Raw genomic sequence first — 26,554 nt, forward strand, 5'->3', positions numbered from 1 at the left:
TTTTTTGTGTGTTGAACGCTGCGTACAGGCGCGGCACCACTTTTGTGCGGCGGTTGCGTTCCGGCGTCCGACTCTCTATAATGAGAAAGGATGCAGAGGGACAGGTGTTTCGCCTGTGCCGATGCCTGTTGATGACGGATGATGCAAGCATATAATAAAGGAGTAATGACAACATGGCTTTAACGACTGGAATCGTCGGTCTTCCGAACGTCGGAAAATCGACGCTGTTTAATGCAATTACGCAGGCAGGTGCCGAATCTGCCAACTACCCGTTCTGTACGATCGACCCGAACGTCGGGATCGTGGAAGTACCGGATTCGCGCCTCGACACGCTGACAGAAATGGTGGAGCCGCATAAGACGGTTCCAACTGCGTTTGAATTTACCGATATTGCAGGGATTGTGGAAGGCGCAAGCAAAGGGGAAGGCCTCGGCAACAAGTTCCTCTCCCACATCCGCGAAGTAGATGCTATTTCTCACGTCGTCCGCTGCTTTGACGATGAGAACATCACGCACGTATCCGGAAGCGTTGATCCGATCCGTGACATTCAAATCATTAACCTGGAGCTGATTCTCGCGGACCTGGAGACGGTGGAAAAGCGCATCAGCAAGGTGGAGAAGATGGCCAAGTCCAAGGACAAAGATGCGATGGCCGAGTTCGAGGTGCTGAAGAAGCTGCGCGACACATTTGAGGAAGAGAAGCCGGCGAGAAGCCTGGAGCTCTCCAAGGAAGAAGCGAAAATCGTCAAAGGCTTCCAGCTGCTAACGGCAAAGCCGGTGCTGTATGCAGCGAACGTCAGCGAAGAGGAGATCCTCGACGCCGACAGCAACCCGCATGTACAGAAGGTGAGAGAATTTGCGGCAGAGGAAAATTCAGAAGTGATCGTCATCTGTGCGAAGATCGAATCGGAAATTGCAGAGCTTGAAGGCGAAGAGAAGCAGGAGTTCCTCGATGATCTCGGCATCGCCGAATCGGGACTCGACCAGCTGATCCGCGCTGCTTATGCCCTGCTCGGTCTTGATACGTATTTCACTGCAGGCAAGCAGGAAGTGCGCGCCTGGACGATTCGCCGCGGCACAAAGGCGCCACAGGCGGCCGGCGTCATTCATACCGACTTTGAACGCGGCTTTATCCGGGCCGAAGTCGTTTCCTACGATGACTTGACGACTGCCGGGAGTATGTCTAAGGCGAAAGAACAAGGCAACGTGCGTCTCGAAGGAAAAGAGTACATCGTCAAAGACGGTGATGTGGTGCACTTCCGCTTTAACGTATAAGGAATGGCTGGGAGCGGTTCTCTTTTGGAGAGCCGCTCTTTTGCGTCTGAAAGGTCCGATCGAGAAGGCTTGTCAGCATCGACATTCCGGGCTTTCAAGCACCTTTAAAAGCGTAATGGCCGCACGGAAACAGCGCCCTGCACTCGTCACGTCAAGTGTGTAAATCTTCTATTGATCCGCCTCACTCTGTCTGCTATAATAAACACTTGCGAGCAAAACGACTCGCTCCTTGCTCTTCTTCACAGAGAAGGGCCATAGTCCAAAAGGAGGTGACATCACATGCGCAATTATGAAATTATGTACATTGTACGTCCGGATATCGAGGAAGCTCAGACAAAGGAAACTGTTGAGCGTTTCAATAAAATCCTGACAGACAACGGCGCAGAGGTTACGGAGACAGAGGAAAAGGGCAGAAAGCGACTTGCCTACGAGATCCAGGACTTTTCTGAAGGCTACTACGTTATTCTTCAGGTAAAGGCTGAAAAGACGGCTCTCGACGAGTTTAACCGACTCAGCTCTATCAACGACAACATCCTGCGTTCGATCATTGTCCGCGAGGATGACTAATTATACGTTTGACCGAAACCACCATGCAGGGAGGAATGCCGGATGATTAACCGCGTTGTCCTAGTCGGCCGCCTTACGAAAGATCCCGAGCTTCGCTACACAGCGAACGGAGTTGCAGTCGCGACGTTCACACTTGCTGTGAACCGACCGTTCTCCAATCAGCAGGGAAACCGTGAAGCGGACTTCATCAACACAGTAGTTTGGAGAAAACAGGCTGAAAACGTGGCCAACTACCTGAAAAAAGGCAGTCTGGCAGGTGTGGAAGGACGCATTCAGACGCGCAGCTTTGATAACAATGAAGGCCGTCGTGTTTTCATGACAGAAGTTGTCGCAGACAGCGTCCAGTTCTTAGAACCACGTGGATCCCAGGGAGGCGGCCAAGGCGGCCAGCAGTCCTACGGTGCTCCACAGGATCAGCAGGGCTACGGAAGTCCGGCTGGTGCCGGTCAGGGATCTTCGACATCGTCCTCCTCAGGCGGCGGTTTCGGTCAAGGTCCATCCAATGATGATCCGTTTGCCGGTGAAGGCAAGCCGATCGATATTGATGATGACGATCTGCCGTTCTAATACGGCTCCCTATAATCACTAAACCTAAAGGAGGTTTTGCATCATGGCACGTCGTGGTCGACCAAGACGCCGTAAAGTTTGTTACTTTACCGTTAACAAGATCAAGAAAATTGACTACAAGGACACAGAGCTTCTGAAGAAGTTTATCTCTGAGCGCGGGAAGATTCTTCCTCGCCGAGTGACAGGAACTTCTGCCAAGTATCAGCGTCAGCTTACTGCTGCAGTGAAGCGTTCACGCACAATGGCACTGCTTCCATTCGTCACAGAGTAAAGACTGGTAAGACCCTCGTTATGACTGTTCATAGCGGGGGTTTTCTTTCATTTCTGCCGTGTGGTCGGCTTGTGCTCTTTCTTTTTGAGTACAGGTCCTTTTACATGGTAAACTAACGGATGTGCAACTATTACTTGCTTGGACTAAAGAAGGTGCCCGATGATGGATCAACATATAATAAAAGACGGGGCAGTCGCAGCACTTGCCTTTACCGCTCTCGTTTTTGCTTCACTGCTTATTCCGTTTCTGCTGCTTGTCCTGATCTTTTTCCTGCCGATTCCACTCGTCTTGTTTACATATAAATACGGCTGGAAAGCAGGATCCGTGTCGGCGCTCGCTGCTTTTACCATTCTACTGCTGCTGATCGGTCCGCTTGCGCCGCCGGTTCTGCTGCTCTTTATGATCTCCGGGATTGTGATCGGCGAGCTGTACCGCCGCGGTGAACCCGCTTTCGGCGTTTACGCCGGAGCCGCTCTCAGCATCATTGGCGGGATTGTGCTCACGTATGCCGGCGTTATGGCGCTGACGGATGCCGATCCTGTCGGCCAATTTCAGACGGTGATGGAGGAATCGCTTGATTCGACTGGCGGCGTGCTCGGTCTGGATCCTGCCGAAGAAGAGGAAGCAGTCGACCTGATGATGGCGTTCATAGATGGACTGAGCGTGATCGTACCGGCAATTATGGTCATCACAGGAGGCATCGTCGCCCTCATCACCCAGCTGACATCGGCCTGGATGCTCCGCAAACGGAGTGCAGACATACCGGGATTTCCTCCGCTCCGGGAATGGAGCCTGCCGAAGTCGTTTATCTGGTATTACCTGATCGTTCTTATCCTCTCTTTTATCAATAGAAGTGAAGGCGGGGAAGGCACGCTTAATCTGCTCTCGGAAAACCTGATGGCCGTGATGGGGCTGCTGATGGTGGTGCAGGGAATCGCCTTTCTGTTTTTCTTTTTTCATCTCAAGCGGCTCAGCATTGTGCTGCCGGTCTTGATTACGCTGACGATGGTAGTTTTCCCGTTTATGCTTCCTATTATACGAATCTTAGGTATAATTGATTTAGGTTTTGACTTGAGAACGCGATTACAATCGCAGAGGTAGGAGTTGTGTAGAATGCCCAAATTCCTCATGAAGCGGTGGCATGGCTATCACGTCATTCTGCTGGCTGTCATCGCGGCTCTGACTTCCGCTGCCCTTATGTATTTTGAATGGCGCCTCGGCACGGCTGGATTTGTGCTGCTTGCTATCATGGGGGTTGTCGTGATCAGAGCGAGGATTCAGTTCGAACGCGATTTGGCTGAATATATATCCACACTGACCTACCGCGTCAACAAGGCGGGGGAGAAGGCAGTGACGAAAATGCCTGTTGGTATGCTTCTGTACAACGAAGAGCGAATGATTCAGTGGACGAACCCGTATATGCAGCACGTCACCGAAGAAGAGCTGACCGGCGCTTCTCTGGATGAACTTTCCGGAGAACTTCTGGAGCTTGTCAATGAAGAGAAGCGGTCCTTCTTTATTAAAGTGGGCAGCGAAAACTACCGGATCAGCCATGAACCGGATGAGCGCCTGCTTTACTTTACGAATGCGACCGAAGAGCAGGAAGTGAAAGAAAAATTTAAGCGCGAGAAGACGGTTTTCGCGTTTATTTACCTCGACAACTACGATGAAGTCACCCAGGGAATGGATGACCAGCTGCGAAGCCGGCTTCTTTCCCATGTAACCGAAGCGCTGACACAGTGGTCGCGCGAGCACGACATTTTAATCCGCCGTACGTCATCGGACCGGTTTATTGCCGTCTTTAATGAAGGCACGCTTGCCGATTTGGAAGCCGACCGGTTTACGCTGCTCGATGAAATACGGGAAAATACGCAGGAAGAAAAAGTAGCGCTCACGCTGAGCATCGGGATCGGCAGCGGGGATCCATCGCTGCGCGAGCTTGGCGCACTTGCCCAGTCGAGTCTCGATCTGGCACTCGGCCGTGGCGGCGACCAGGTTGCGATCAAAGAACGGAACGGGAAAGTCCGCTTTTACGGCGGAAAAAGCAACGCGACCGAAAAACGGACACGAGTCCGGGCCCGAGTTATTTCTCATGCCGTCCGTGACTTCATCCGCGAAAGCGACAAGGTCTTTATTATGGGGCATAAAAATCCGGATATGGATTCAATCGGGGCGGCGATCGGCATGCTGAAAATTGCCGAAGCCAATGATAAGGACGGCTATATCGTACTTGACCCGGATGATATCAATCAGAGCGTCAAAAAGCTGTTGAAGGAAGTCGAAGAAGACCGCTCCCTCTGGGCCAGATTCATTTCACCGGATGAGGCGCGGGAAGAAGTTACAAACGGAACGCTGCTCATCGTCGTGGATACGCACAAGCCAAAGCTCGTTCAAGAAGCACGGCTGCTTGATAAAGTGGAGCGCACCATCGTTGTGGACCATCACCGCCGCGGGGAGGATTTCATCGACGACGCGGTGCTCGTGTATATGGAGCCGTATGCTTCTTCAACGGCAGAGCTCGTGACCGAGCTGCTGGAATACCAGCCTCGTCAGCCGCAGGTCAATACGCTTGAGGCGACAGCGCTTCTTGCCGGAATCATCGTCGATACGAAAAGCTTTGCGATCCGCACCGGCTCGCGTACGTTTGACGCGGCGGCTTATCTCCGCAGCCGCGGAGCAGACACGACGCTCGTCCAAAAGCTGCTGAAGGAAGATCTCGATCACTACGTGAAGCGGTCCAAGCTGATTGAGCAGGCGCACATTTATTCAGGCGGCGTGGCGATTGCGCTCGGCTATTCGGACGAAACGTACGGACAGGTGCTCATCGCTCAGGCAGCGGATACGCTGCTGACGATGAACAACGTCATCGCTTCCTTCGTTATTTCTAAAATGGACGATGGTCGGATCAGCATCAGCGCACGATCGCTCGGCGAGGTGAACGTCCAGGTGATTATGGAAAAAATGAACGGCGGCGGACACTTGACGAACGCAGCCACGCAGCTGGAAAATATGACAGAGGAAGAAGCAGAAACGCTTCTTAAAGAAAAAATAGATGAGTATTTTAAAGGAGGACAATCAGCATGAAAGTCATCTTCCTGAAAGACGTAAAAGGAAAAGGAAAAAAAGGCGACATTAAGGACGTACCAGACGGGTATGCCCGCAATTATCTGCTGAAGAACAACCTCGCGCTCGAAGCGAATCAGGGCAACATGAAGTCGCTTGAGAAGAAAAAAGAGAGCGAAGAGCGTCAGGCAGAGCAGGAATTGGAAAATGCGAAAAAGCTGAAGGACGAGCTGGAGGAAAAAACAGTCGAGCTTTCCGCTAAAGCCGGTGAAGGCGGCCGTCTCTTCGGTGCTGTGACGAACAAACAAATTGCCGATCAGCTCAAAAAAGACGGCTATAAGATCGACAAGCGCAAAATCGACATGAACGAGCCGATCCGCGCGCTTGGCTATACGAACGTCAATTTGAAGCTTCATCCGAAAGTAACGGCGGTCATTAAAGTACACGTTGCAGAAGCCTAGGGCGAAGCCTGGAAACGGGGGATTATGATGAACGAACTGTTCACGGACCGGACACCGCCGCAGAATATAGAAGCTGAACAGGCTGTGCTTGGTGCGATTTTTCTTGATCCCCAGGCGCTGGTCACCGCCTCCGAGCGGCTCATGCCGGAGGACTTCTACCGCGTGCAGCACAGCCGCATTTACGAAGTAATGCTCGAGCTCTCTGATAAAGGGGAGCCGGTGGATCTTGTGACGCTCATCGATGACCTCAACCAGCGCGGCTGGCTTGAGGAGGTCGGGGGCGTGTCGTACCTTGGCGAGCTCGCCAATACCGTACCGACGGCGGCGAACGTGCACTATTACACGCAGATTGTAGAGGAAAAGTCACTGCTGCGCCGGCTGATCCGGGTAGCGACCAATATCGCTTCTGAAAGCTATTCAGCAGAAGATGAAGTCGATGCGATCTTAAACGAGGCAGAAAAATCGATCCTCGACGTCTCCAGACGCCAGTCGTCCGGTGAATTCGTCGACATTAAAGACGTATTGATCGAAGCGTTTGATAAGATTGAGCTTCTTCAGCACACAGCCGGGGAAGTGACCGGTGTGCCGACAGGGTTTGTGGAACTGGACCGGATCACAGCCGGATTCCAGAAAAACGACCTCGTCATCGTCGCCGCACGTCCATCGGTTGGTAAAACCGCGTTCGCGCTGAATATATCGCAGAACGTGGCGACAAAAACGGATGAGAACGTCGCGATTTTCAGTCTCGAGATGGGCGCCGATCAGCTCGTCATGCGTATGCTCTGCGCAGAAGGCAATATCGACGCCCAGCGTCTGCGTACCGGACGCCTTGAGGATGAGGACTGGCAGCGTCTGACGATGGCGATGGGCTCGCTCTCGAAAGCAGGCATCTACATCGATGATACTCCGGGAATTAAAGTGAAAGAGATCCGCTCCAAATGCCGAAAGCTTAAGCAGGAATCCGGGCTCGGCATGATCATGATTGACTATCTGCAGCTGATTCAGGGCGACGCCCGCTCCAGCGAAGGCCGCCAGCAGGAAGTATCTGAGATTTCCCGGGAGTTGAAGGGTCTGGCTCGTGAGCTGGAAGTGCCCGTCATCGCCCTTTCCCAGCTGTCCCGAGGCGTGGAATCCCGTCAGGATAAACGGCCGATGATGTCTGATATCCGGGAATCCGGAAGCATCGAGCAGGATGCCGACATTGTCGCCTTCCTGTACCGCGATGACTACTACGATCAGGAATCGGAAAAGAAGGATATCATTGAGATCATCATCGCCAAACAGCGTAACGGTCCGGTCGGAACCGTCGAGCTCGCGTTCGTAAAAGAATTCAACAAATTCGTCAACCTCGAACGCCGCCACGACGAAAGCGACATGCCGCCAGGTGCATGACCGGTTTCATGTATCAACAGCGAGCAAAGAGCCTCCGTGTAAAACGGCGGCTTTTTTGTTTTCGGAACCGCATCCGGTTTCCGCCGGGGTTTAAATGCTGAACAGCACGATGTTACTGTATTGCAGCATCAAAGAAGACATTCTAAATGGAATTATATGTTAATATAGAAAGTGAGTTTTTCATAGATAGTTGATTCGGTAAGGAGATGACGAAAATGCTAGCAATAGCCGTCCTTTTCGTAGTCGGCATTCCACTATCTGTATTTCTGCATGAAACTGGGCACGGTCTTGGGGCAATCAGTGCTTCTCATTCCAAGGCACAAATCTATCTTGGTAATTGGAATGACAACCGCAAACGGTCGTTTCAATTAGGAAAACTTCAATTTTATTTAAGCTGGTCTTACGCGGGCTTTTGTAAATGGGAATATATAAATAAGCGTCAACATTTGACTGCATTGCTGGGAGGTCCTCTCTTATCTCTTTTAGCTGCTGGCTTCTTTTCCATACTTGCTCAACTGATTCCATCAGGAGAACTACATACTATTTTAAACGGGCTCCTTTATATGAATGCATCGATCTTTCTGCTGACAGCAATTCCAATTACTTATCCACGCTGGATCAGCTGTTATGGAGGCTGCGCGTCAGACGGTCTTCAACTGCTGCGCTTGTTGGTGAAAGGGTAGGCTCGTTATTTGAAAAACTGTTCACCACAATAGATGTTTACATGAAGCGACAGCTGCCGTTCACAAAAATCTCGATTGACGAACAATGATGTTTTATCTATCAGGAACGTTCGGTAATTGTATTGACGGAAGCGGAGCAAACTGATAAACTGACGATGGCTCTAATGGAAGAACGAATAAATGTTAACGAAAGTTGGAGGTGCTCCATCCATGCCATCGGTAGTAGTTGTAGGAACGCAGTGGGGAGACGAAGGAAAAGGAAAAATTACGGACTATCTTTCCGAACGCGCGGAAATGATCGCGCGCTATCAGGGAGGTAACAACGCCGGACATACGATTGTATTTGACGATACGAAGTATAAGCTTCATTTGATTCCATCAGGTATTTTTTACAAAGATAAGATCTGTGTGATCGGAAACGGAATGGTCATCGATCCAAAGGCGCTCGTGGAAGAGCTTGCCTACCTGCACGAGCGCGGAGTTTCGACTGACAACCTGCGCATCAGCAGCCGGGCACACGTCATTCTGCCGTATCACCTGAAGCTCGACATTGCAGAAGAAGAGAGCAAAGGCGACAATAAAATCGGTACGACCCGCAAAGGAATCGGCCCGGCTTACATGGATAAAGCAGCACGTACCGGTATCCGCATCGTGGATCTGCTCGACCGGGAAACGTTTGAGGAAAAGCTTGAGATAAATCTGCGTGAAAAGAACCGCGTACTCGAGCGCATTTATGAAACAGAAGGATGCAAAAAAGAAGATATTCTAAACGAATACTACGAGTACGGGCAGCAGATCGCGAAGTATGTGACAGATACGTCTGTTATTTTAAACGACGGTCTTGATGACGGGCGCCGCGTGCTGTTTGAAGGTGCTCAGGGCGTGATGCTCGATATCGATCAGGGAACGTATCCGTTCGTCACCTCGTCAAACCCGATTGCAGGCGGTGTGACAATCGGCTCCGGCGTTGGCCCATCGAAGATCGACCATGTTGTCGGGGTATCGAAAGCGTACACGACACGCGTCGGCGACGGCCCATTTCCGACAGAACTGAAGGACAGCGTCGGCGACAAGATTCGTGAAGTCGGCAATGAGTATGGGACAACGACCGGACGTCCGCGCCGTGTCGGCTGGTTTGACAGTGTCGTTGTGCGCCATGCTCGACGAGTGAGCGGCATCACTGATCTTTCCCTTAACTCCATCGACGTGCTGACAGGCATTGAAACGCTGAAGATCTGTACCGCATATAAGTACCGCGGTGAGATCATTGAGCATTTCCCGGCAAGCCTGAAGGTGCTCGCTGAGTGTGAGCCTGTATACGAAGAGATGCCAGGCTGGGAAGAAGATATCACCGGTGTCCGTTCTCTGCATGAACTGCCGAGAAACGCCATCTACTACGTAGAGCGCATTTCACAGCTTACAGGAATTCCGCTCTCTATTTTCTCCGTCGGCCCGGACCGCAAGCAGACGAACCTCGTCCGCGGCGTATTCGGCTGATCCGCCTAAATTCGAAAACGATGCAAGAAGCCTGTCAGGTGTCCTGACGGGCTTTTTTTCTTATCTCTGCAGAAGATACAAAACGGAAAGTGAAAAGCACGTAAATCAATCATAAAGTAGTAAATTGGAAGATTTTTCAGAAAATTTGTTTGTCAGCGAATCTGCCGAACTTCCTGCATCCTCTTATTGTCCATGGTTTACTATACGTAATCCTATTACAGAGAGGTGTATGATCATCGAAGCGCAAAAGCGAATGACAGATGTCCTTGTGGAGCAGCAGACAGCCAACGAAGCACCATTGACAATGAAGGAACGACTGGCATCGCTCGGGCCGAGTGCCATTGTAGCAGCCTGTATTATCGGGCCAGGTACAGTAACAACCGTTTCGGTGGCCGGTGCCTCTTACGGCTTTCAAGTGATGTGGGTGCTCGTTCTCGCCTGTATCGCTGCCTACTACTTTCAGCGTCCAATCGTAAAGTTTACGCTCCAGACCGGGATGTCCGCCATGGATGGCATCCGCGTCTACTTGGGAAAGAAAGTATCCATTCCTGTGTACGTTGCGCTTCTGCTCGGTGCGGTTGCGTTTCAGGCAGGTAACTTTATCGGAGCCGCCCTGGCACTGAACTTCTTTCTGCCGGCCGTATCGATTGTCGGCTGGGTGTCCATTCTGGCCTTTATGGCGCTGATTATTGCCTGGGTCGGCGTGTACCGGCTGATTGAAAACATTAACCGCATCATCATCGGTACGATGGTCGGCGCATTTGTTCTCACCGTATTCGTTGCCGGACCGAGCATCACTGATGTGGCAACGACCGGCTTCTCCTTTAACGTGCCGGAAGCGAACTACTGGCTCATTCTCGCACTGATTGCAACGACACTGCCGCCGAATACTGCGCTTGGTCTGTCAGCGTTTATTAAGAGGAAATATGAAAATAATACGACTCTTTCCACTGAAAAAAAGATGCAGCTGTCGTATTTTGATTTGCGGACGAATCTGACAATCGCAGCTGTGATCGCCGTTTCCATTTTGATCTGCGCAGGCAGCACGATTTACCTGACCGGGGCGGAAATCACCGGCGCCGGCGATATGGCGTATCAGCTGACGCCGCTTCTCGGACAGTACGCAGGCGTTCTCTTCGCACTCGGTTTGTTTGCGGCCGGCTTTTCCTCGGGTCTCTTTAACATCACGGTGCAGCCGCACTTGTTTGGCCAGGCTACCGGAACGACAGAAAGCGTGAAAGCACTTCCGAACCGGATTATGATTACCATCGCTGCCGTGCTGCCGATCGTTGTCGTCTTCTTCTTTGGCGGCGCGCCAGTTGAAATGATCATGACTGCCCAGGCGTTAAACGGCCTGCTGCTGCCAATCGTCGTTGGAGCTATCTGGTGGCTCTGTACGAGACGAAAAGAGCTTGGAGATAAGGCAAACAGCCTCCGCGAAAATATCGCTTACGGAGCCGTCATGCTGCTTGTATGCGGTCTTGCCATTCGCGTCTACCTTGATCTGTTCGGCATCATTTAACCGAGCGTGAGCAGCTCATGCCTAGTTACCAGCACCCCCGCCCGACAGATGATGTATCTGACGGGCGGGGGTATTTGCCGGATTCTTAGCTGAAGGAGCAGATGCAAGATCTCCGTGGCAAAACTTTTTAGTGAAAACATATTGCGGCGGTATAAAAAAGATGGTATTATAAAATACGTCGCAAAGGCGGCATGCAAACGTGGCCCGTTGGTCAAGTGGTTAAGACACCGCCCTTTCACGGCGGTAACACGGGTTCGAATCCCGTACGGGTCACCATTTATTTTTTCGCAGAAGCTGTGGGATGCCCGCACTTTTTTTCATGCGACGCCGTTCACCAAATCGGATCCTTTCCAGAAGCCACTAGATAAAGAAAGATTCGCTGCATTCCAATCCTTTTTCTGCAGAGAAGCAAGAAGGTTGAGGAAGCAAGGGAGAAGGCAAGGGAGCTTACTCTGGTAAGTGACCGCAGACGGAGGCCGAAGGTGACGAAAAGATTCGCCGCTTATCTGCAGAAAAAAACCGTTGACTTCTGAATAGGAGCAGCGTATAATAAATTTTGTTGCGGTTCACAACAACCGCACTCTTAATGCCGCGGGGTGGAGCAGTCTGGTAGCTCGTTGGGCTCATAACCCAAAGGTCGATGGTTCAAATCCATCCCCCGCAACCAATTTACATATGATAGCTGGTCTGAAAGAATGGTCCCGTGGTGTAGCGGTTAACATGCCTGCCTGTCACGCAGGAGATCGCGGGTTCGATTCCCGTCGGGACCGCCATTTTTTTTTGCATAAATTGGCTCGGTAGCTCAGTCGGTAGAGCAACGGACTGAAAATCCGTGTGTCGGCGGTTCGATTCCGTCCCGAGCCACCACTTTTTATGCTGGCCTAGCTCAATTGGTAGAGCAACTGACTTGTAATCAGTAGGTTGGGGGTTCAAGTCCTCTGGCCAGCACCACCATCCACAATCCCTATCCGCGCAACGGCGCAGGATAGTTTTTTTGTATATGCTGGTATCGGCCGCGCTTTTCAGTGCGGTTTTTTAGTATTTCCCGGGAAATACCAGACGCCGGCGGGAAATATATTCTTGCGGGTATCTGTGATAGAATGAAGAAGGAATGCAGACAAACAGGAGGGTTCTGTATGGACAAGCAAAAGATTCTTGTTGTAGATGACGAAAAACCAATCGCTGATATATTACAATTTGGACTGGAGAAGGAAGGCTTTGATGTCGTCTGTGCGTATGACGGCAATCAGGCGGTCGAGCTCGTAAAAGAGCACGTGCCCGCACTGATTCTGCTCGATATTATGCTTCCATATAAAGACGGCATGGAAGTGTGCCGTGAAGTTCGCAAAACGTACGATATGCCGATCATCATGCTGACGGCAAAAGACTCGGAGATCGACAAAGTGCTCGGACTGGAGCTTGGCGCGGATGATTATGTCACGAAGCCGTTCAGCACGCGTGAACTTGTCGCGCGGGTAAAGGCAAACCTGCGCCGCAAGCAGAAGACGGAGGAAGTCGATACCGATACGAAAAACATCGAGATCGGACCGCTGCTGATTCAGCCGGATGCTTATCTCGTGACGAAGCGCGGAGAGCCGATTGAACTGACTCACCGTGAGTTTGAGCTGATTTACTACCTCGGCCGTCATTTGGGCCAAGTGATGACGCGGGAGCATTTGCTGCAGGCTGTCTGGGGCTATGACTACTTTGGGGATGTCCGCACCGTGGACGTAACCGTGCGCCGCCTGCGTGAAAAGGTAGAGGATAATCCGAGCAGTCCGACGTGGATCATTACCCGGCGGGGAGTCGGCTATTACTTAAGGCAGGCAGATCAGGAGAGTTAATGCATGAACATGAAAAAAATTCGTTTTTATAAATCGATCCACGTCAAGATCGTGGTCATTTATATGCTTCTCATTCTCATCGCGATGCAGGTCATCGGCGTTTATTTCACGCAGCAGCTGGAAGGACAGCTGGAAAGCAACTTCCGCGATACGCTGAATGAACGGGCCGGACTGCTCGCCTATAACGTCGAGCAGGAGCTGACAGCGGAAGAAGAGGAAGAGGATCAATCACTGGAAGCACGGGTTTCCGCCTTGCTTCGAAGCGACGTATTTAACATGGAAACCGCGGATGTGGAAGTGATTGATCAGAACAGCATAGTGGTGGCTTCGACCAACCCTGCGCAAAGTGTAACGGGACAGCGGGCGCAGGAGCTCAGTGTCAAACAGGCGCTTCTCGGAATTGAGGATACCGAAGGAGAGATTATGCTCAATTCCCTGAACAATCACCGGACGCTCGTCATGGCGCTTCCGGTCACCTCCGACGCCGATGAAGTCGTCGGGGCAGTCTACATCCGTGCATCGATGGAGGCAATGTACGATCAAATCAACGATATCAGCCAGATTCTGTACGCCGGGACGTTTATCGCGCTCGGACTGACTGCTGCACTTGGTATCTTTTTATCCCGGACAATTACCCGTCCGATCGTTGATATGAAAGAGCAGGCGGTCGTCATGGGCCAGGGGGATTTCTCCCGCTACGTAAACGTATACGGGGATGATGAGATCGGTCAGCTTGCGGAAACGTTTAACGATTTGACTGATAAGCTGCAGGAAGCGCACGCGACAACGGAAGGGGAGCGGCGCAAGCTCGCCTCGGTACTTATGTACATGACCGACGGCGTCATCGCGACCGACCGGAACGGCAATGTGATTCTCGTGAACCGCCGGGCGGAGGAAATCTTCGGCAAGCGGCAGGAGGAGCTCGCAGGCAAGGATGTCACCAGCGTGCTCGGACTCGACAAGTTTATGACGCTGAACGACTTGTACCGGTTCCAGGACCCGCTGCTGCTGGACTTCGACGCGCAGGAGGAAGAAATGATCATCGAGGCCAACTTCTCGACGATTGAGAGAGACAACGGAGCAGAGAACGGCCTGATCGCTGTGCTGCACGACGTCACGGAACAGGAGCGCGTCGAAGAAGAACGTCGCGAATTCGTTGCCAACGTTTCGCACGAGCTGCGCACGCCGCTCACGTCGATGAAGAGCTACCTGGAGGCGCTGCAGGACGGCGCCATAAACGATCCGGACATTGCACCGCAGTTTCTGGAAGTGACGTCGAATGAAACGGACCGGATGATTCGCCTCGTCAACGACCTGCTCCAGCTTTCCAAGATGGACAGCAAGGACTACAGTGTGAGCGTTGCGGAAATTGACGCGCCTCAGCTCGTAAATCATGTCATTGACCGGTTTGAGATGACGACGAAAAATCAGGACATTCAGTTCAAGCGGCGGATTCCGGAGGAGGAAATCACCGTGCAGGGAGACCGGGATAAGCTGATGCAGCTGATGGACAACATCGTTTCCAACGCTGTGAAGTACTCACCGGAAGGCGGTACGATTAACGTATCGCTCAAGCAGGAGCAGGAGCGGCTTGTTGTCAGCGTGAAAGACGAAGGGGTCGGCATTCCAAGAGAAAACATTCCACACGTATTTGACCGGTTTTACCGTGTCGACAAGGCGCGGTCCCGCAACCTCGGAGGCACTGGTCTCGGTCTCGCCATTGCGAAGGAAATTGCGATGGCACACGGAGGAAATATCTGGGTCAGCAGTGAATGGGGCAAAGGCACCACCTTCTCCTTCAGTCTGCCGTACGCCCAGGAGGTGGTGACGCAGTAATGCCGTTTATCGAGAACGTCAAAACATTTGTCCTCTGGGCCATGATTTTAACGAGTGTTGTGCTGACTTATCTCGTGTCGACGTATCAGCCGGCATACAATGTCCTGGATCAGGGGGATAACTCCTATATTGAAATTGAAGACATTGGGGAAACGAAGTCGTTTACAGACCTGCTGTATCCGTCTCAGGTCATCAGCCACAGCGGAAGCGACCGCAGCTGGGTGCATCCGGCCGGGGACAACTATTTGGAGATCATGGAGACGCTGCAGGAATTTGAGCTGGAGGAAATGGAGCTGACCGGAAGCCATCATGCGCCGGGCGTGAACCGTTCCTTCAATGGAATGGAGCTCATTTTTGATGAGCCGCTTGAAGGCGACTGGCTGGAGTACCTTGTTGGAATTGACGAAGATATGATTTTAATCGATCGCGTCGACCGCATTATTGTAACGGAAACGAGCGGGGGAACCCCGTCGGATGTAGCGATTCGCTTTGTCGATATGGAAGCGGAAGAGGTGTACCAGTCGCCGACCTCAGTGACGGTCTCTGACCTCGAATCGTTCAGTCAGGGGATTGCCCTTGAAGAGACGGAAGTGGAGCCGCGCGTGTTAAACGAGCGCGACGATTCCAGTTTTCAGCCGGTACGCTACCTGCCGGTGGAGCCGGTGATGGAGCGCGTCTTTACGTATGAAACGACGCATATCGCACCGGACGGATTTATCCACACGCTCTTTACTGATCCGGACTATGTCCGCCAGTATTTCCAGGAGGGCGAAGACAGCTCCTATACAGACGGGACGCGGATGATGGACATGACGAACCGCGGCGCTGTGCTGGAGTATGTCCGGCCGGATCTCACTGCTGGCTCCCAAGTGCCAACGCAGTCGATCGTACGAGCCAGCCAGGAGTTCATTAACGGTCATTTCGGCTGGACCGACGACTTTTATGCAACCTCCTGGAGTGAAGGAGGCAGCAACGACCGGGCCTCGTTTACGATGCACGTGCAGGGCATGCCGGTATTTGATTCGAACGCCGGCAGTGCTTCCCACTACACGATCGACATCACCCGGTCCGGCAATGAAATTATCGAATACTCGCGGCCGATGTTTCAGCTGGAAGAGCGGCCGTTTGAGATCGACACAAACGTGGAGCTGCCGCCGTACAGTGAAGTAGAAACGTATATTGAAGAGGAAATGTCCACTTTCCCGGTGGAAACCGTGGAGGATGCGCGCGTCGCGTACAGCATGAGCCGCCAGAATTCGATCGCCGTATTTGAACCGGTTTGGTTCGTTTATGCCCGGGGCCAGTGGCATGAAGTGGATATGAACAGTGAAAGCGTCACAGAGGAGGTGCTGGAGGATGGACTGGAGCAGGACTAAAACGATTTTCATCGTCACGTTTATGCTGCTCAACATCTTTCTCGGCTATCAGCTGGCCGAAAAGCAGCGCCACGGGGACATCAACGAAATCGAGCAGATGACCCTCGACTCCCAGATTGAAGAGCAGCGCATTACGATTGAATTTGAGGAAACGGAAGAAGAACTGACGGGAGCGCCGATCACCGGCGTGCAGCGTTCGTTTGAAGATGACATCACGTTTTTGGAGCAGACGCTGGAGCGTCAGCAAATTGAGCTGATCGACAGCACGACGCTCTATTCGGAGCTTGATTCACCGTACAACTTTTCTCCGGCGAACCTGTCTGCGAGCACCGAGGCATTTATGCAGCAGTACGTCTTCCGCGGAGAGGAATATCAGCTCGCCGCCTACGACGAAGAAGAAGGTCTGATTGGACTGTATCAAACGTTTGAAGGCAGCATGATCGACCAGTACGAGCGCGACAGCTACCACGTGGTGCTTGAGCTGAACGACAGCGGACAAATCGTATCGTATACGCAGCGCTACTTGACGATTGTCGAGCAGGGAGCGGAAGAAGAACTGCTGACGCCGATGCAGGTCGTCGAGCGTCTCATCAACGATCCGCAGGTAGGCATTGGGACGGATTCGACGATTTCGAGTGCCACAATCGGCTACTACAACTTGATGGAAGTCGACGCCAACTTTCAAATTTACGCTCCGGTCTGGCGGGTCATTGTGGATGACGAGCCGTTTTTCGTCAACGCCCTCACCGGGGAAGTGCAGAACATTACGAGCTAGAGTATACAACAGGGGGATGCGCGATGAGCTTATCATTCAGCGTGCTGGCAAGCGGAAGCACCGGCAATGCCATCTATATTGAAACACCGGGGCAGAAGCTGCTCGTAGACGCAGGACTGTCCGGCAAGAAAATAGAAAAGCTGTTCGCCGATGCCGGACTTTCCATCAGCGAGCTGGACGGCATTCTCGTAAGCCACGAGCACAGCGACCACATTAAAGGAGTCGGCATTCTAGCGAGGCGCTACAACCTGCCCGTCTATGCCAACGAAAAAACGTGGGCAGCGATGGCGCCGATGATCGGGGCGGTTTCAACGGAGCAGCAGTTCCTGTTTGAAACCGGCAGCATTGAGACGTTTGCAGACGTGGACGTGGAGAGCTTTACCGTCAGTCATGACGCAGCGGATCCGATGTTCTTTTCTTTCATGCACGAGGGCCGGAAGCTGACAATCTTAACCGATACCGGCTATGTCAGCAGCCGGATGATGGCTGCTGCTGAAGAGTCAGACGTGCTTATCTTTGAGTCCAATCATGACGTCGGCATGCTGCAGATGGGCCGCTACCCGTGGAGCGTGAAGCGCCGTATCTTAAGCGACGAAGGCCACGTGTCCAACGAGGATGCGGGAATCGCCCTGGCTGACCTTGTCCGTAGGCGCCGGGCGGACGTTTATCTCGCGCACTTGTCGAAGGACAACAACATGAAGGATCTTGCACGCATGACGGTTCAGCAGACGATGGAGCTGGAGGGAGCGGCACCGGGAGAGGATTTTAAGCTGTTTGACACAGACCCGGAGATTCCGACGAAGCTCCGCCGCATCGACTGACCGGATTCGCATCACGAGACACCGCTGGAGTAAAGTCCAGCGGTTTTTTTGTGTAGAAAGAACGCCGCCGATCGGGCCGATTACGGAAAACCTGCCGATGGTTTTGGAAAATTATCGAAGAAGATGCGTATAAATAGACGAAAAGCCCCGTGCTCACTAAAATAATAAGTAGAGCGGCGCGTCCGCTCGTGCATGACCAGTCACCGCAGATGAATGAAATAGGGGAGGTTTTTGACATGGGTTACTATGATGGCGGCACGCGTGCAAGCAAAGAAAAACGCGGTGCCTCTTCAGGAATCGCCGGCTTTATCGGGGCAATAGTCGGCGCATTGATCGTCGTGTTTTCGATTCCCGTGCTCTCATCGACCGGCTTTTTGCCATATGATATCGGTCCTGCGGGGCCGGGCAGCGAAGAAGCAGGGGAATCGGCCGAAGAAAACACAGAAGAGCAGGTCGAATCAGTCAGCATTGAACATAATTCAGACGTGACTGAAGCAGTGGACCGGGTGCATGATGCTGTCGTCGGCATCGTCAACATGAATCAGAGCAGCGATATGTTCGGCGCTCCTGCAGGCGAAGGCACCGGCTCCGGCATCATTTATAAAATCGAAGAAGACCGGGCGTTCGTCGTGACGAATCAGCACGTGATCGAAGGAGCGTCCACTGGGCAGACGGAAGTAGACGTGACGCTTACAGATGGTTCACGAATACCTGCTGAATTTGTTGGAGAGGATGAACTGACAGATCTTGCTGTGCTGACGATTGACGCCGAGGAAGTGGAGACCATCGCAGATTTCGGTACGTCGGATACACTTCGCGCCGGCGAGCCGGCGATTGCGATCGGCAATCCGCTCGCCTTTGAAGGATCGGTTACGCTCGGCATTATCAGCTCCGTTGAACGAAGCATCCCCGTTGATATCAGTGGCGACGGACAGCCGGACTGGGAGGCGGAAGTGCTCCAGACGGATGCAGCGATTAACCCGGGTAACTCCGGCGGCGCCCTCGTCAACATACAGGGGGAAGTGATCGGCATCAACTCGATGAAGATCGCGCAAAATGCCGTGGAAGGCATCGGTTTTGCGATTCCGGCTGACCTTGCGCAGCCTGTGATAGCCGACCTGGAGCAATACGGAGAGGTGCAGCGCCCGCAGATGGGCATCGTCCTCCGCTCGCTGCAGGAGATCCCGTCCTTCCACTGGGAGAGTACGCTCGGCCTGCCTGAAGATGTGAAAGGCGGCGTCTATATTGAAGGCGTGCAGCCGGATTCACCGGCACAGGAAGCCGGCATGGAAGAAGGCGATGTGATCGTGGAGCTTGACGGAGAAGAGATCCGTGACGCAAACGAGCTCCGCCGCTACCTGTATACAGAAGTGGAGATCGGCGATACAATGGAAGTCACGTTCTACCGGAATGGGGAACTGCAGTCCACAGACATCACCCTCTCCGAGCAGGTATTTTAATGAAAGAGCCTGGGGATAACCTGTCTCCGGGCTCTTTTTTTGTTATCCCCGTGGATAAATCGGGTACAGACACAACTGTGGATAACTAATGAAAGGAGGGAGAGCATGATTTACAGCTGCAGCGATCACGTGGAGGAAGCATTGGATGAAACGTTGACAGACGGGGGTCCTCCGCCCGTTTTTACAAAAATGGAAGACAAAGAAGCACCGTGTTTTATTTGCGGAAAACCGGCATTGTTTCAAGTGGAAGCGTGAGTTGTGCACAATGTTATACACAGTTTTCCACAAGGACATTTTAGTAAAATAAGGAATTTCTAAAGATGCGAACAGTGATTTCTGGAAAATCGTAGTGGAAAGCGGTTTCAAACAGCAGATGGGAACACGGATGACGGCAGAGTTCTCTGTGTATATGTGGATAAAAAATGTGGATAACTTTATTATATGGGGATAACCTGTGGAGAACCATCCTGTCCACAGGTTACTTGTTTGTCGATCCATCGTCCATGTCAAACAGCGACAGCTGCTCATAGGCAGGCTTTTGCTTTTTAGCGGAGGCTTCTTTTCGTCTCGTATTCGAAGCATGCTTTTTCAGTCCCTGTTCGGCTTCCTTTACGCCTGCTTCGGAATCGCGGACCGACCAGAGCACCTCGCGTGCACGCCGATTGGCCTCCATGACGTCGACGACGGCGCCGCAGTACTGACTGTGAAAAAAGACCGGGCTCTTCCATGGCTCATGAATAAAATCGGCTGAAAACTCCTTCAGCTCGGGAACATGGCGGCGGATGAAGCGGCCGTCCGGATCCTGATCCCGCCCCTGCTTAATCGGGTTGTAAATGCGAATCGTGTTAAAGCCGGTCGTGCCGGCCTGCATCTGCATCTGGCTGTAGTGAATGCCCGGCTCGTAGTCGAGAAACTGGCGGGCGAGAAACTGCGCTGGCTTCTGCCAGTCGAGCAGCAGCGTGTTGCAAATAAATGAAACGAGCATCGCCCGCGAACGGAAATTGATCCAGCCCGTCTTATGAAGCGAGCGCATCGCAGCGTCGATAAACGGAATACCGGTCCGTCCTTCTGTCCAGCGCGAGTATGCGTCCTCGTCCCAGTCGGTACGGATCGCGTCAAACGCGCGGTTCATGTTGCGCTCCGACAGCTCCGGTTCATCCTCAAGCCGCTGAATAAAATGGCAGTGCCAGTGGAGTCTGGAGATAAACGCTTCGAGCTGCCGTCTATCCGCCGGATTCAGCAGCTGGGCGAGCCGCCGGAGGCTCTCCTGATAGGCACGGCGAAACGACAGGGCGCCCCAGGCGAGATAAGGGGACAGCCGGCTGCATGACGTCGAGGAGGAGATCGGATTGCTTAAATGACTGCGGTACTGATAAAAGCGGTTTTCCAGAAAATCAGCGAGCGTTTCCAGTCCGAGTGATTCTCCGCCCTGCTGCCCGTAGCGGATCGCTTCTCCGGGAAGAGCTAGCTGCTTCGGAAACGTCGTCTGCCGCGTCAGAACGGTTGGAAGGGAAGCCGGCGGTGCCGGAATGGCGCCTGGGGCAGGGAGCAGCGGCGCCTGCATTTTTTCCTGCCATTTTTCATCAAACTGCTTCCGGTCCCGGAGCCCGCGTGTGACGCCGAAGGACGGATATTCATAAACCGCAAATCCGCGCTCCTTCATCCAGCGTCTCACCTCCATGTCGCGCGCAAATGTATCAGGCGTTCCGTGTTCTTCATGGGCATACAGTGTAAGCGGCGTGCCATCTTCGGCAAGCTGCTCGAGCAGGGAGACCATCCCTGTACAGGCCGTATAAAGCTCGCCGCCGAGCCTGCGCACCTCTGTCTGCATCTCCGCAAGACACTCCTCAATGAAGCGTGCATGCCGCTCGGAGAGGTCGCCGTTTTGCCAGAGCTCCGGCTCGATAACATAGACGATCAGCACCGGACCGCCGGCGCGGCACGCTTCTGTGAGCGGACGATGATCATGCACCCGTAAATCCCGCTTCAGCCAAACTATCTGCATCGCTCTTCCCCCCTGTTCAGACACTTTACCCTTAACGTACTAAACTAATCTGTAAAAATACAGTATTTTGCGCAGAGCCGTTTACACGGGTGAAGAGAAGGAAACAGACACCATACACCTTGAATTGAAAGGAGTCTGTTCATGGCACATCAAATTGAAACAGCACCCGGCGTGCATCTGCACGTAGAGGACGAAGGAAGCGGAAAGCCGGTTATTTTTATTCACGGCTGGCCGCTGAACGCAGCGATGTTCCACCGTCAGAAGCAGGCGGTTATCGAAAACGGCCATCGGTATATCGGCATTGATCTGCGGGGCTTCGGCCGCTCCGATCAGCCGGAAGAGAACTACATTTACGATACGTTTGCTTCGGATATTTTAGCGGTCGTGAAGGAGCTCGAGCTGGAGCAGTATTCGCTTGTCGGCTTTTCAATGGGCGGTCCGGTCGCGATCCGCTATGCGGTGAAATACGCCGGTGAACAGCTGGAGCAGCTGTTTCTGCTCGGACCCGCAGCGCCTAGCTTTACGAAGCGGATGGGCTACAGCCTCGGCATGGAAAAGGAAGACGTGGATGACTTGATGGAGGCGATCGACGAGGACCGGGAGAAGGCGCTTCAGGACTTCGGCGGCAACTTCTTTTACCAGGATGTGTCTGAGGAAGCAAAGCAGGAGCTGTTTGATTTGAGCATGCGGGCCTCCAAGCAGGCGACGATTTCGGCAGCAGCGGCGCTCCGCGATGAGGACCTCCGCGACGAAGCAGGTCACATCCGTGTTCCCGTATCGATTTTTCACGGACGGCATGATGCGATTTGCGAGTTCGGCTTCGCAGAAGAACTGGAGCAGCGCATTCCGACGGTAACCGTCGTACCGTTTGAAGAAAGCGGGCACGGGCTGCACGTGGAAGAACCGGATAAACTGAATAAGGAACTGCTGCAGCGCCTGTAAGCAATCGGCTCCCGGATCACGCATCCGGGAGCTTTTTCATATATGACGGTGAGACATGCGGAAGCCTTTTCCAAAAGTCTCTGTCCGCACCACTGCCTCTTCGCTATAATAGAGAGCAGAAGGGGGTGTCTTGGTGCGGTTCTTTTTGCTGCATGCCGGTCTGCTCGCTGCGGTATCAGCGGTCATCGCTGCAGCCGTGCCGCTGCCGTTTGACCGGCCCGTTTTTTACATACTCGGAAGCGTGTTTTTCGGTTTCTATTTTTCGCTCCTGCTCTGGCCGGTGCGTACGATCCCAATTGTGTCCGCCCAGCTGACGTGGGCGCTGCTTGTGAGCTGGCTGCTTCCGGCGGGCGACCCGCTGCTGCTGCTCATGGCGGTGCCGCTCATAACGGCAGCAATGCTTGATGACTCATATCCGGTGCTGACAGCGGCAGCCGGTGCCGCTTCTGTTCTCATACCGGTCTTTTTTGCCGGTGTATTCGTCTGGGAGCTGTTGCTGCTGTTCCTGATTCTTTCGACGGCGCTCACCGCGCTTACGATGATGTACGTGCGTGACCGCTCCAAGGCGCACGCCGCGGAGCAGACGGCCGTGGAGCTGGAGCGGGAGAACCGCCGGCTTCGCCGCAGCGTGGAGCTGCAGGAACAGGAGGTCCGAGAAGAGGAACGGATCCGGATCGCCCGCGATATTCATGATTCGGTCGGCCATCAGCTGACGGCGCTCCTCATGCAGGCAGGCGTCTTAAAACGGTTGCTTGCAGGAGAGGAGCAGCTGCACGCGGAGCGAATTGAAGCGACCGCAGGTGAAGCGCTGGAACAGACGCGCGAAGCAGTGCGGCATATGCGCAGCGAAGAGCTGCCGGCCGGTGTGCATGCCGTGCTGCATCTTCTCCGAAAGCTGGAGCGGGAATCGCAGATGACAGTGCAGTGGAAGGCAGAAGACGGCTTTTTATCGGCTCCGTTTACGAATGATCAGCATATCGCCGTATACCGTTTCGTCCAGGAAGGCATGACGAACGCGATGAAGCACGGACGTACGAGAAGCGTCAGCCTGCACGTGCAGATCCGCGGCGGCCGTCAGGCGGTGCTCACGCTGCAAAACAGGACGACGCCGGAAACAGATCGCCCGGCAGGAAGCGGACTGAGAGGCTTAAGCGAGCGTTTTGATGCACTCGGCGGCCGGCTCGCCTGGGAGCACGGCGGAGACGTCTTTACGATGGAAGCCGTTTTTCCGCTTGAAAGGAGGGAGCGCCCGTGAAACAGGTGCTGTTAGCAGAGGATCAGCAGATGGTTCGCCAGGGACTGAAAATGATGATCGAGGAAACAGGCGAATTCCGCGTTATCGTGGAGGCAGCGACGGGACAGGAAGCGGTCGAAAAAGGTGCCGAAGCGGCGATCGACGTCGCCGTACTCGATATTCGCATGCCGGAAAAGAGCGGCCTGGAAGCATGCCGGGAGTTGATTCGCCACCAGCCGGAGCTGCCGGTGCTCATGCTTACGACGTTCGATGATGACGCCTATGCAATTGAGGCACTGGAGAGCGGGGCTAAGGCTTTTATGCTCAAGGACGCCGATGCGGCAAAGCTGATCACTGCCATGAAGAAGGCGATCGAGGGAGGCATCACGATTGATGAAGGCACGGCTGGGCGCATCATCCCTGATTTAATGAAGCGGGAGCAGCCAAAGCCAGCGGATGTGCCGCTGACAAAACGGGAAAAAGAAATTACCATGCTCGTTGGAGACGGACGTACGAATCAGGAAATTGCGTCAGAATTATTTTTATCGGTCGGCACGGTAAAAAATCATATCTCGGTGATTTTGGATAAGCTGGAGCTTCGCGACCGGACTCAGCTTGCCATATACGCCATCCGCCACCATCTCGTGTAGCTTTCTGCTATGCGGGATTTTTTTGTGACGGAGGTCATAGGTGCAGGTTAAAAAGAGGTGACCGAAGCTACGTCCTTTTTCTGTGAGGCGGCCGTAAACTAAAGATAATAAAGGAGGCGGGCGCCATGCTGGAAGTGATGGACGTAACGAAAACATTCAAGGAGCGGACCGCGGTCAGCCGTGTGAATATGTACATTGAGAAGGGGGAAATCGTCGGACTGCTTGGACCGAATGGAGCGGGAAAGTCGACGACGATCTCGATGATCTCAAGCCTTATCACGCCGACGGAGGGGGAGATATACGCGGGCGGATTTTCGGTGAAAAAAGACCGGACAAATATCCGCCGCATGATCGGCGTCGTTCCGCAGGAGATCGCCTTGTTTCAGGATTTGACGGCGCTTGAAAACCTGCGCTTTTTCGGACGGGCCTACAAGCTGAAGGGGAGCGAGCTGAAGGAGCGCGTCGCACACGTGCTGGACGTCGTCGGACTCACCGAACGGGCGGGGGAGTTCGTGAAAACGTATTCCGGCGGCATGAAGCGGCGGCTGAACATCGCCGTCGCGCTCTTACACGAGCCGGAGCTGTTAATTATGGATGAGCCGACGGTCGGCATCGATCCCCAGTCGCGCAGCTACATTCTGGAAACGGTGCGCGAGCTGAACCGAACGAAGAACATAACGATTATTTACACGAGCCACTACATGGAGGAAGTCGAGTATTTGTGCGACCGGATCTACATTATGGACCACGGGGAGATCATTGCCGCCGGCACGAAACACGAGCTGAAGGCGATGCTCATGGAAGAAGACAGCATCGTCGTCACCCTCAACCAGAGCGCCGATGAGCTTGCTGAAGCACTGGAGGCGCGCGACGATATTACCCGCGTGCACGTTTCCGGACATGAGGCGGTTATCGCCGCGAAAAAGGATGCTCCGGTGCTGGAAACGGTCATTCAGCTGACGCGAAAAAACGGGGTGGAGCTAAAGTCGGTAGAAGTACGCTCCCCGAGCCTCGAGGATGTGTTTCTGCATCTGACCGGCCGGACGCTCCGGCAGTAAGGAGGAAACGCATATGCTAGGAATGATGCTCGTAAAGGAAGTGAAACAGCTGCTGCGGGAGCGGAGCGAGCTGCTCACGCTGCTGCTGATGCCGGTCATTCTCATTACGATTTTAGGAAGCGCGCTGCAGGGCATGACGTCACCGGGTGCGGCAGGCGCCGGTCAGCTGGAAGCTGCCGTCGTCATCGAAGAACCGCTTGACGTGTCGCTTGCGCAGTTTCAGGACGTGCTGGAAAGAGAAGGCATGCCGCCTGAGATGCAGGAAACACTGCTGGAGGAAGCAGCGGCGGTATCTGTTCCCGAAATGTTTACGGAGATGCTTCAGTCACTGGAAGGAGACGGAGTGCTTGAGGTAAGCATCATAGACGACGCCGCGGATGTTCCGGAAGATGCTGCCGGCGTCTGGGAGTTTGACGAAGGCTACCGAGTCGATACGTGGCAGCAGATGTTTTTACAGGACGAGGTACCGGAGCCTGTGACCGCTCGTGTCGACAGCCAGCTTGGCATTATTGAAGGCATCACCGGGGCGTTTTTTGAGGAGCTGAACTGGCAGAAGGAAGCCGCCTATCTTGCCGAACAGGATGGGACGCCGGTGCCGGAAGCGGTGCAGACGGAGGTGGAGACCCGCCAGCTCGACAACCGCTCCGTCATCACGTCCTTTGATTACTACACGGCAGGCATGGCCGTCATGTTCGTGCTCTATACGGCTACGTTTCTCGCAAGCACCGCACATACGGAACGACGCACGTACGTGTTTCAACGACTGCTTACATCCAACGTGCCGCTCTGGCTGTACGTTGCCGGCAAGGGCGGCGCCGGCGTGCTGCTAGCGCTCGTGCAGCTTACGGTCATTTTCAGCTTCTCCTCGCTCGTGTTCGGCGTCTCGTTTCAGAGTCTCGGTTTAACCGCCGTGATTGCGCTCGGTCTGGCTTTGACGGTCGGTTCGCTCGCGATGCTGCTCACTGCCGTCAACTACCGGCTCCGCAATGAGCAGGCGACGGCGCTGTTTGCAAGCGCCGGGGTCACGATCCTCGCCTTTCTCGGCGGCAGCTTCTTTAACGTCAGCCAGCTGTCGGAGACGATGGCGTTCATCGGCCGCATGCTCCCGAACGGGGCGGCGATGCAGAGTCTGCTTGCGGTGATGGGTGGAGCCGGTGCGGAGCTGATTTACCCGATGTTCGTGTCGATTTTCGCGTTCTGTATCCTTTGTATTACTGCTGCGATGCTTGTTTTTCCGCGAAAGGAGGATGTCTGAG

General features: G+C 53.6%; 24 protein-coding genes and 5 tRNA genes. 28 read left to right on the plus strand and 1 reads right to left on the minus strand.

The window, feature by feature from the left end; translation table 11 throughout:
• Nucleotides 1-173: 173 nt before the first annotated feature.
• From ychF to ACSZLD_RS13340, 23 genes are all read left to right on the plus strand, one after another.
• Entirely contained in the window at nt 174-1,274 is a 1,101-nt protein-coding gene (gene ychF, locus ACSZLD_RS13230; RefSeq protein ID WP_377908889.1) for a redox-regulated ATPase YchF, read from the plus strand.
• 279 nt (nt 1,275-1,553) lie between these two features.
• Nucleotides 1,554-1,841, plus strand: coding sequence for a 30S ribosomal protein S6 (gene rpsF / locus ACSZLD_RS13235; protein ID WP_377908890.1), 288 nt, complete (start codon nt 1,554-1,556; stop codon nt 1,839-1,841).
• A 42-nt stretch (nt 1,842-1,883) separates the two neighbouring features.
• Nucleotides 1,884-2,408 (plus strand): single-stranded DNA-binding protein, encoded by a 525-nt coding sequence (gene ssb, locus ACSZLD_RS13240; protein ID WP_168008764.1) that lies wholly within the window; start codon nt 1,884-1,886, stop codon nt 2,406-2,408.
• 43 nt (nt 2,409-2,451) lie between these two features.
• On the plus strand, nt 2,452-2,679 hold the full coding sequence (rpsR, locus tag ACSZLD_RS13245; protein WP_377908891.1) for a 30S ribosomal protein S18: 228 nt from the start codon (nt 2,452-2,454) through the stop codon (nt 2,677-2,679).
• Nucleotides 2,680-2,838: 159 nt separating this feature from the next.
• Nucleotides 2,839-3,780 (plus strand): YybS family protein, encoded by a 942-nt coding sequence (locus ACSZLD_RS13250; protein WP_444685446.1) that lies wholly within the window; start codon nt 2,839-2,841, stop codon nt 3,778-3,780.
• A gap of 12 nt (nt 3,781-3,792) precedes the next feature.
• On the plus strand, nt 3,793-5,763 hold the full coding sequence (locus ACSZLD_RS13255) for a DHH family phosphoesterase (protein WP_444685447.1): 1,971 nt from the start codon (nt 3,793-3,795) through the stop codon (nt 5,761-5,763).
• Nucleotides 5,760-6,203: a 50S ribosomal protein L9 gene (gene rplI / locus ACSZLD_RS13260; RefSeq protein WP_377908894.1), complete on the plus strand. Its 444-nt coding sequence runs from the start codon at nt 5,760-5,762 to the stop codon at nt 6,201-6,203. The genes ACSZLD_RS13255 and rplI overlap by 4 nt, the downstream gene beginning before the upstream one ends.
• 27 nt (nt 6,204-6,230) lie before the next feature.
• Nucleotides 6,231-7,595 carry a replicative DNA helicase gene (gene dnaB, locus ACSZLD_RS13265; protein ID WP_168008773.1) on the plus strand — a complete coding sequence of 455 codons (1,365 nt, stop codon included), beginning with the start codon at nt 6,231-6,233 and terminating at the stop codon, nt 7,593-7,595.
• A gap of 215 nt (nt 7,596-7,810) precedes the next feature.
• Nucleotides 7,811-8,278, plus strand: coding sequence for a hypothetical protein (locus ACSZLD_RS13270; protein ID WP_444685448.1), 468 nt, complete (start codon nt 7,811-7,813; stop codon nt 8,276-8,278).
• A gap of 210 nt (nt 8,279-8,488) precedes the next feature.
• Complete coding sequence (locus ACSZLD_RS13275; protein ID WP_377908896.1) at nt 8,489-9,775, plus strand: adenylosuccinate synthase; 1,287 nt, start codon at nt 8,489-8,491, stop codon at nt 9,773-9,775.
• 229 nt (nt 9,776-10,004) lie between these two features.
• Entirely contained in the window at nt 10,005-11,297 is a 1,293-nt protein-coding gene (locus ACSZLD_RS13280) for an Nramp family divalent metal transporter (RefSeq protein WP_444685449.1), read from the plus strand.
• Between the two features lie 201 nt (nt 11,298-11,498).
• Nucleotides 11,499-11,573, plus strand: a tRNA-Glu gene (locus ACSZLD_RS13285).
• Nucleotides 11,574-11,887: 314 nt separating this feature from the next.
• A tRNA-Met gene (locus ACSZLD_RS13290) sits at nt 11,888-11,964 on the plus strand.
• 30 nt (nt 11,965-11,994) lie between these two features.
• Nucleotides 11,995-12,070 (plus strand) — tRNA-Asp (locus ACSZLD_RS13295).
• Nucleotides 12,071-12,088: 18 nt separating this feature from the next.
• A tRNA-Phe gene (locus ACSZLD_RS13300) sits at nt 12,089-12,164 on the plus strand.
• Nucleotides 12,165-12,172: 8 nt separating this feature from the next.
• Nucleotides 12,173-12,248 (plus strand) — tRNA-Thr (locus ACSZLD_RS13305).
• A 185-nt stretch (nt 12,249-12,433) separates the two neighbouring features.
• The gene (gene yycF / locus ACSZLD_RS13310; RefSeq protein WP_444685450.1) at nt 12,434-13,141 is read left to right on the plus strand and encodes a response regulator YycF; all 708 of its coding nucleotides are present in this window, start codon (nt 12,434-12,436) and stop codon (nt 13,139-13,141) included.
• Between the two features lie 9 nt (nt 13,142-13,150).
• A complete protein-coding gene (gene walK / locus ACSZLD_RS13315) occupies nt 13,151-14,977 on the plus strand; it encodes a cell wall metabolism sensor histidine kinase WalK (protein WP_444685524.1) in 1,827 nt (608 codons plus the stop codon).
• The gene (locus ACSZLD_RS13320) at nt 14,977-16,353 is read left to right on the plus strand and encodes a YycH family regulatory protein (protein WP_444685451.1); all 1,377 of its coding nucleotides are present in this window, start codon (nt 14,977-14,979) and stop codon (nt 16,351-16,353) included. The genes walK and ACSZLD_RS13320 overlap by 1 nt, the downstream gene beginning before the upstream one ends.
• Nucleotides 16,334-17,128: a two-component system regulatory protein YycI gene (locus ACSZLD_RS13325; protein WP_444685452.1), complete on the plus strand. Its 795-nt coding sequence runs from the start codon at nt 16,334-16,336 to the stop codon at nt 17,126-17,128. The genes ACSZLD_RS13320 and ACSZLD_RS13325 overlap by 20 nt, the downstream gene beginning before the upstream one ends.
• Before the next feature lie 23 nt (nt 17,129-17,151).
• Nucleotides 17,152-17,949, plus strand: coding sequence for an MBL fold metallo-hydrolase (locus ACSZLD_RS13330; RefSeq protein ID WP_444685453.1), 798 nt, complete (start codon nt 17,152-17,154; stop codon nt 17,947-17,949).
• 236 nt (nt 17,950-18,185) lie between these two features.
• Entirely contained in the window at nt 18,186-19,409 is a 1,224-nt protein-coding gene (locus tag ACSZLD_RS13335) for a S1C family serine protease (protein WP_377908902.1), read from the plus strand.
• A 105-nt stretch (nt 19,410-19,514) separates the two neighbouring features.
• Complete coding sequence (locus tag ACSZLD_RS13340; RefSeq protein ID WP_444685454.1) at nt 19,515-19,664, plus strand: CxxH/CxxC protein; 150 nt, start codon at nt 19,515-19,517, stop codon at nt 19,662-19,664.
• 223 nt (nt 19,665-19,887) lie between these two features.
• Here ACSZLD_RS13340 and ACSZLD_RS13345 read toward each other — a convergent pair whose 3' ends face one another.
• Complete coding sequence (locus ACSZLD_RS13345) at nt 19,888-21,414, minus strand: cryptochrome/deoxyribodipyrimidine photo-lyase family protein (RefSeq protein WP_444685455.1); 1,527 nt, start codon at nt 21,412-21,414, stop codon at nt 19,888-19,890.
• 141 nt (nt 21,415-21,555) lie between these two features.
• On the opposite strand from ACSZLD_RS13345, the gene ACSZLD_RS13350 reads away from it, so the two are divergent.
• The 5 genes from ACSZLD_RS13350 (at nt 21,556) to ACSZLD_RS13370 (ending at nt 26,553) form a co-directional block, all read left to right on the plus strand.
• Nucleotides 21,556-22,356 carry an alpha/beta fold hydrolase gene (locus tag ACSZLD_RS13350; protein WP_444685456.1) on the plus strand — a complete coding sequence of 267 codons (801 nt, stop codon included), beginning with the start codon at nt 21,556-21,558 and terminating at the stop codon, nt 22,354-22,356.
• A gap of 133 nt (nt 22,357-22,489) precedes the next feature.
• A complete protein-coding gene (locus ACSZLD_RS13355) occupies nt 22,490-23,611 on the plus strand; it encodes a sensor histidine kinase (RefSeq protein WP_444685457.1) in 1,122 nt (373 codons plus the stop codon).
• Nucleotides 23,608-24,240: a response regulator transcription factor gene (locus ACSZLD_RS13360; protein ID WP_377908907.1), complete on the plus strand. Its 633-nt coding sequence runs from the start codon at nt 23,608-23,610 to the stop codon at nt 24,238-24,240. Before ACSZLD_RS13355 ends, ACSZLD_RS13360 begins: the two co-directional genes overlap by 4 nt.
• Before the next feature lie 125 nt (nt 24,241-24,365).
• A complete protein-coding gene (locus ACSZLD_RS13365; RefSeq protein WP_444685458.1) occupies nt 24,366-25,298 on the plus strand; it encodes an ABC transporter ATP-binding protein in 933 nt (310 codons plus the stop codon).
• Nucleotides 25,299-25,311: 13 nt separating this feature from the next.
• Entirely contained in the window at nt 25,312-26,553 is a 1,242-nt protein-coding gene (locus ACSZLD_RS13370; protein ID WP_444685459.1) for an ABC transporter permease, read from the plus strand.
• Nucleotide 26,554 lies beyond the last annotated feature (1 nt).

Source organism: Alkalicoccus luteus, assembly GCF_052061695.1.
In the GTDB taxonomy this organism is placed as follows: Bacteria; Bacillota; Bacilli; order Bacillales; family Salisediminibacteriaceae; genus Alkalicoccus; species Alkalicoccus luteus.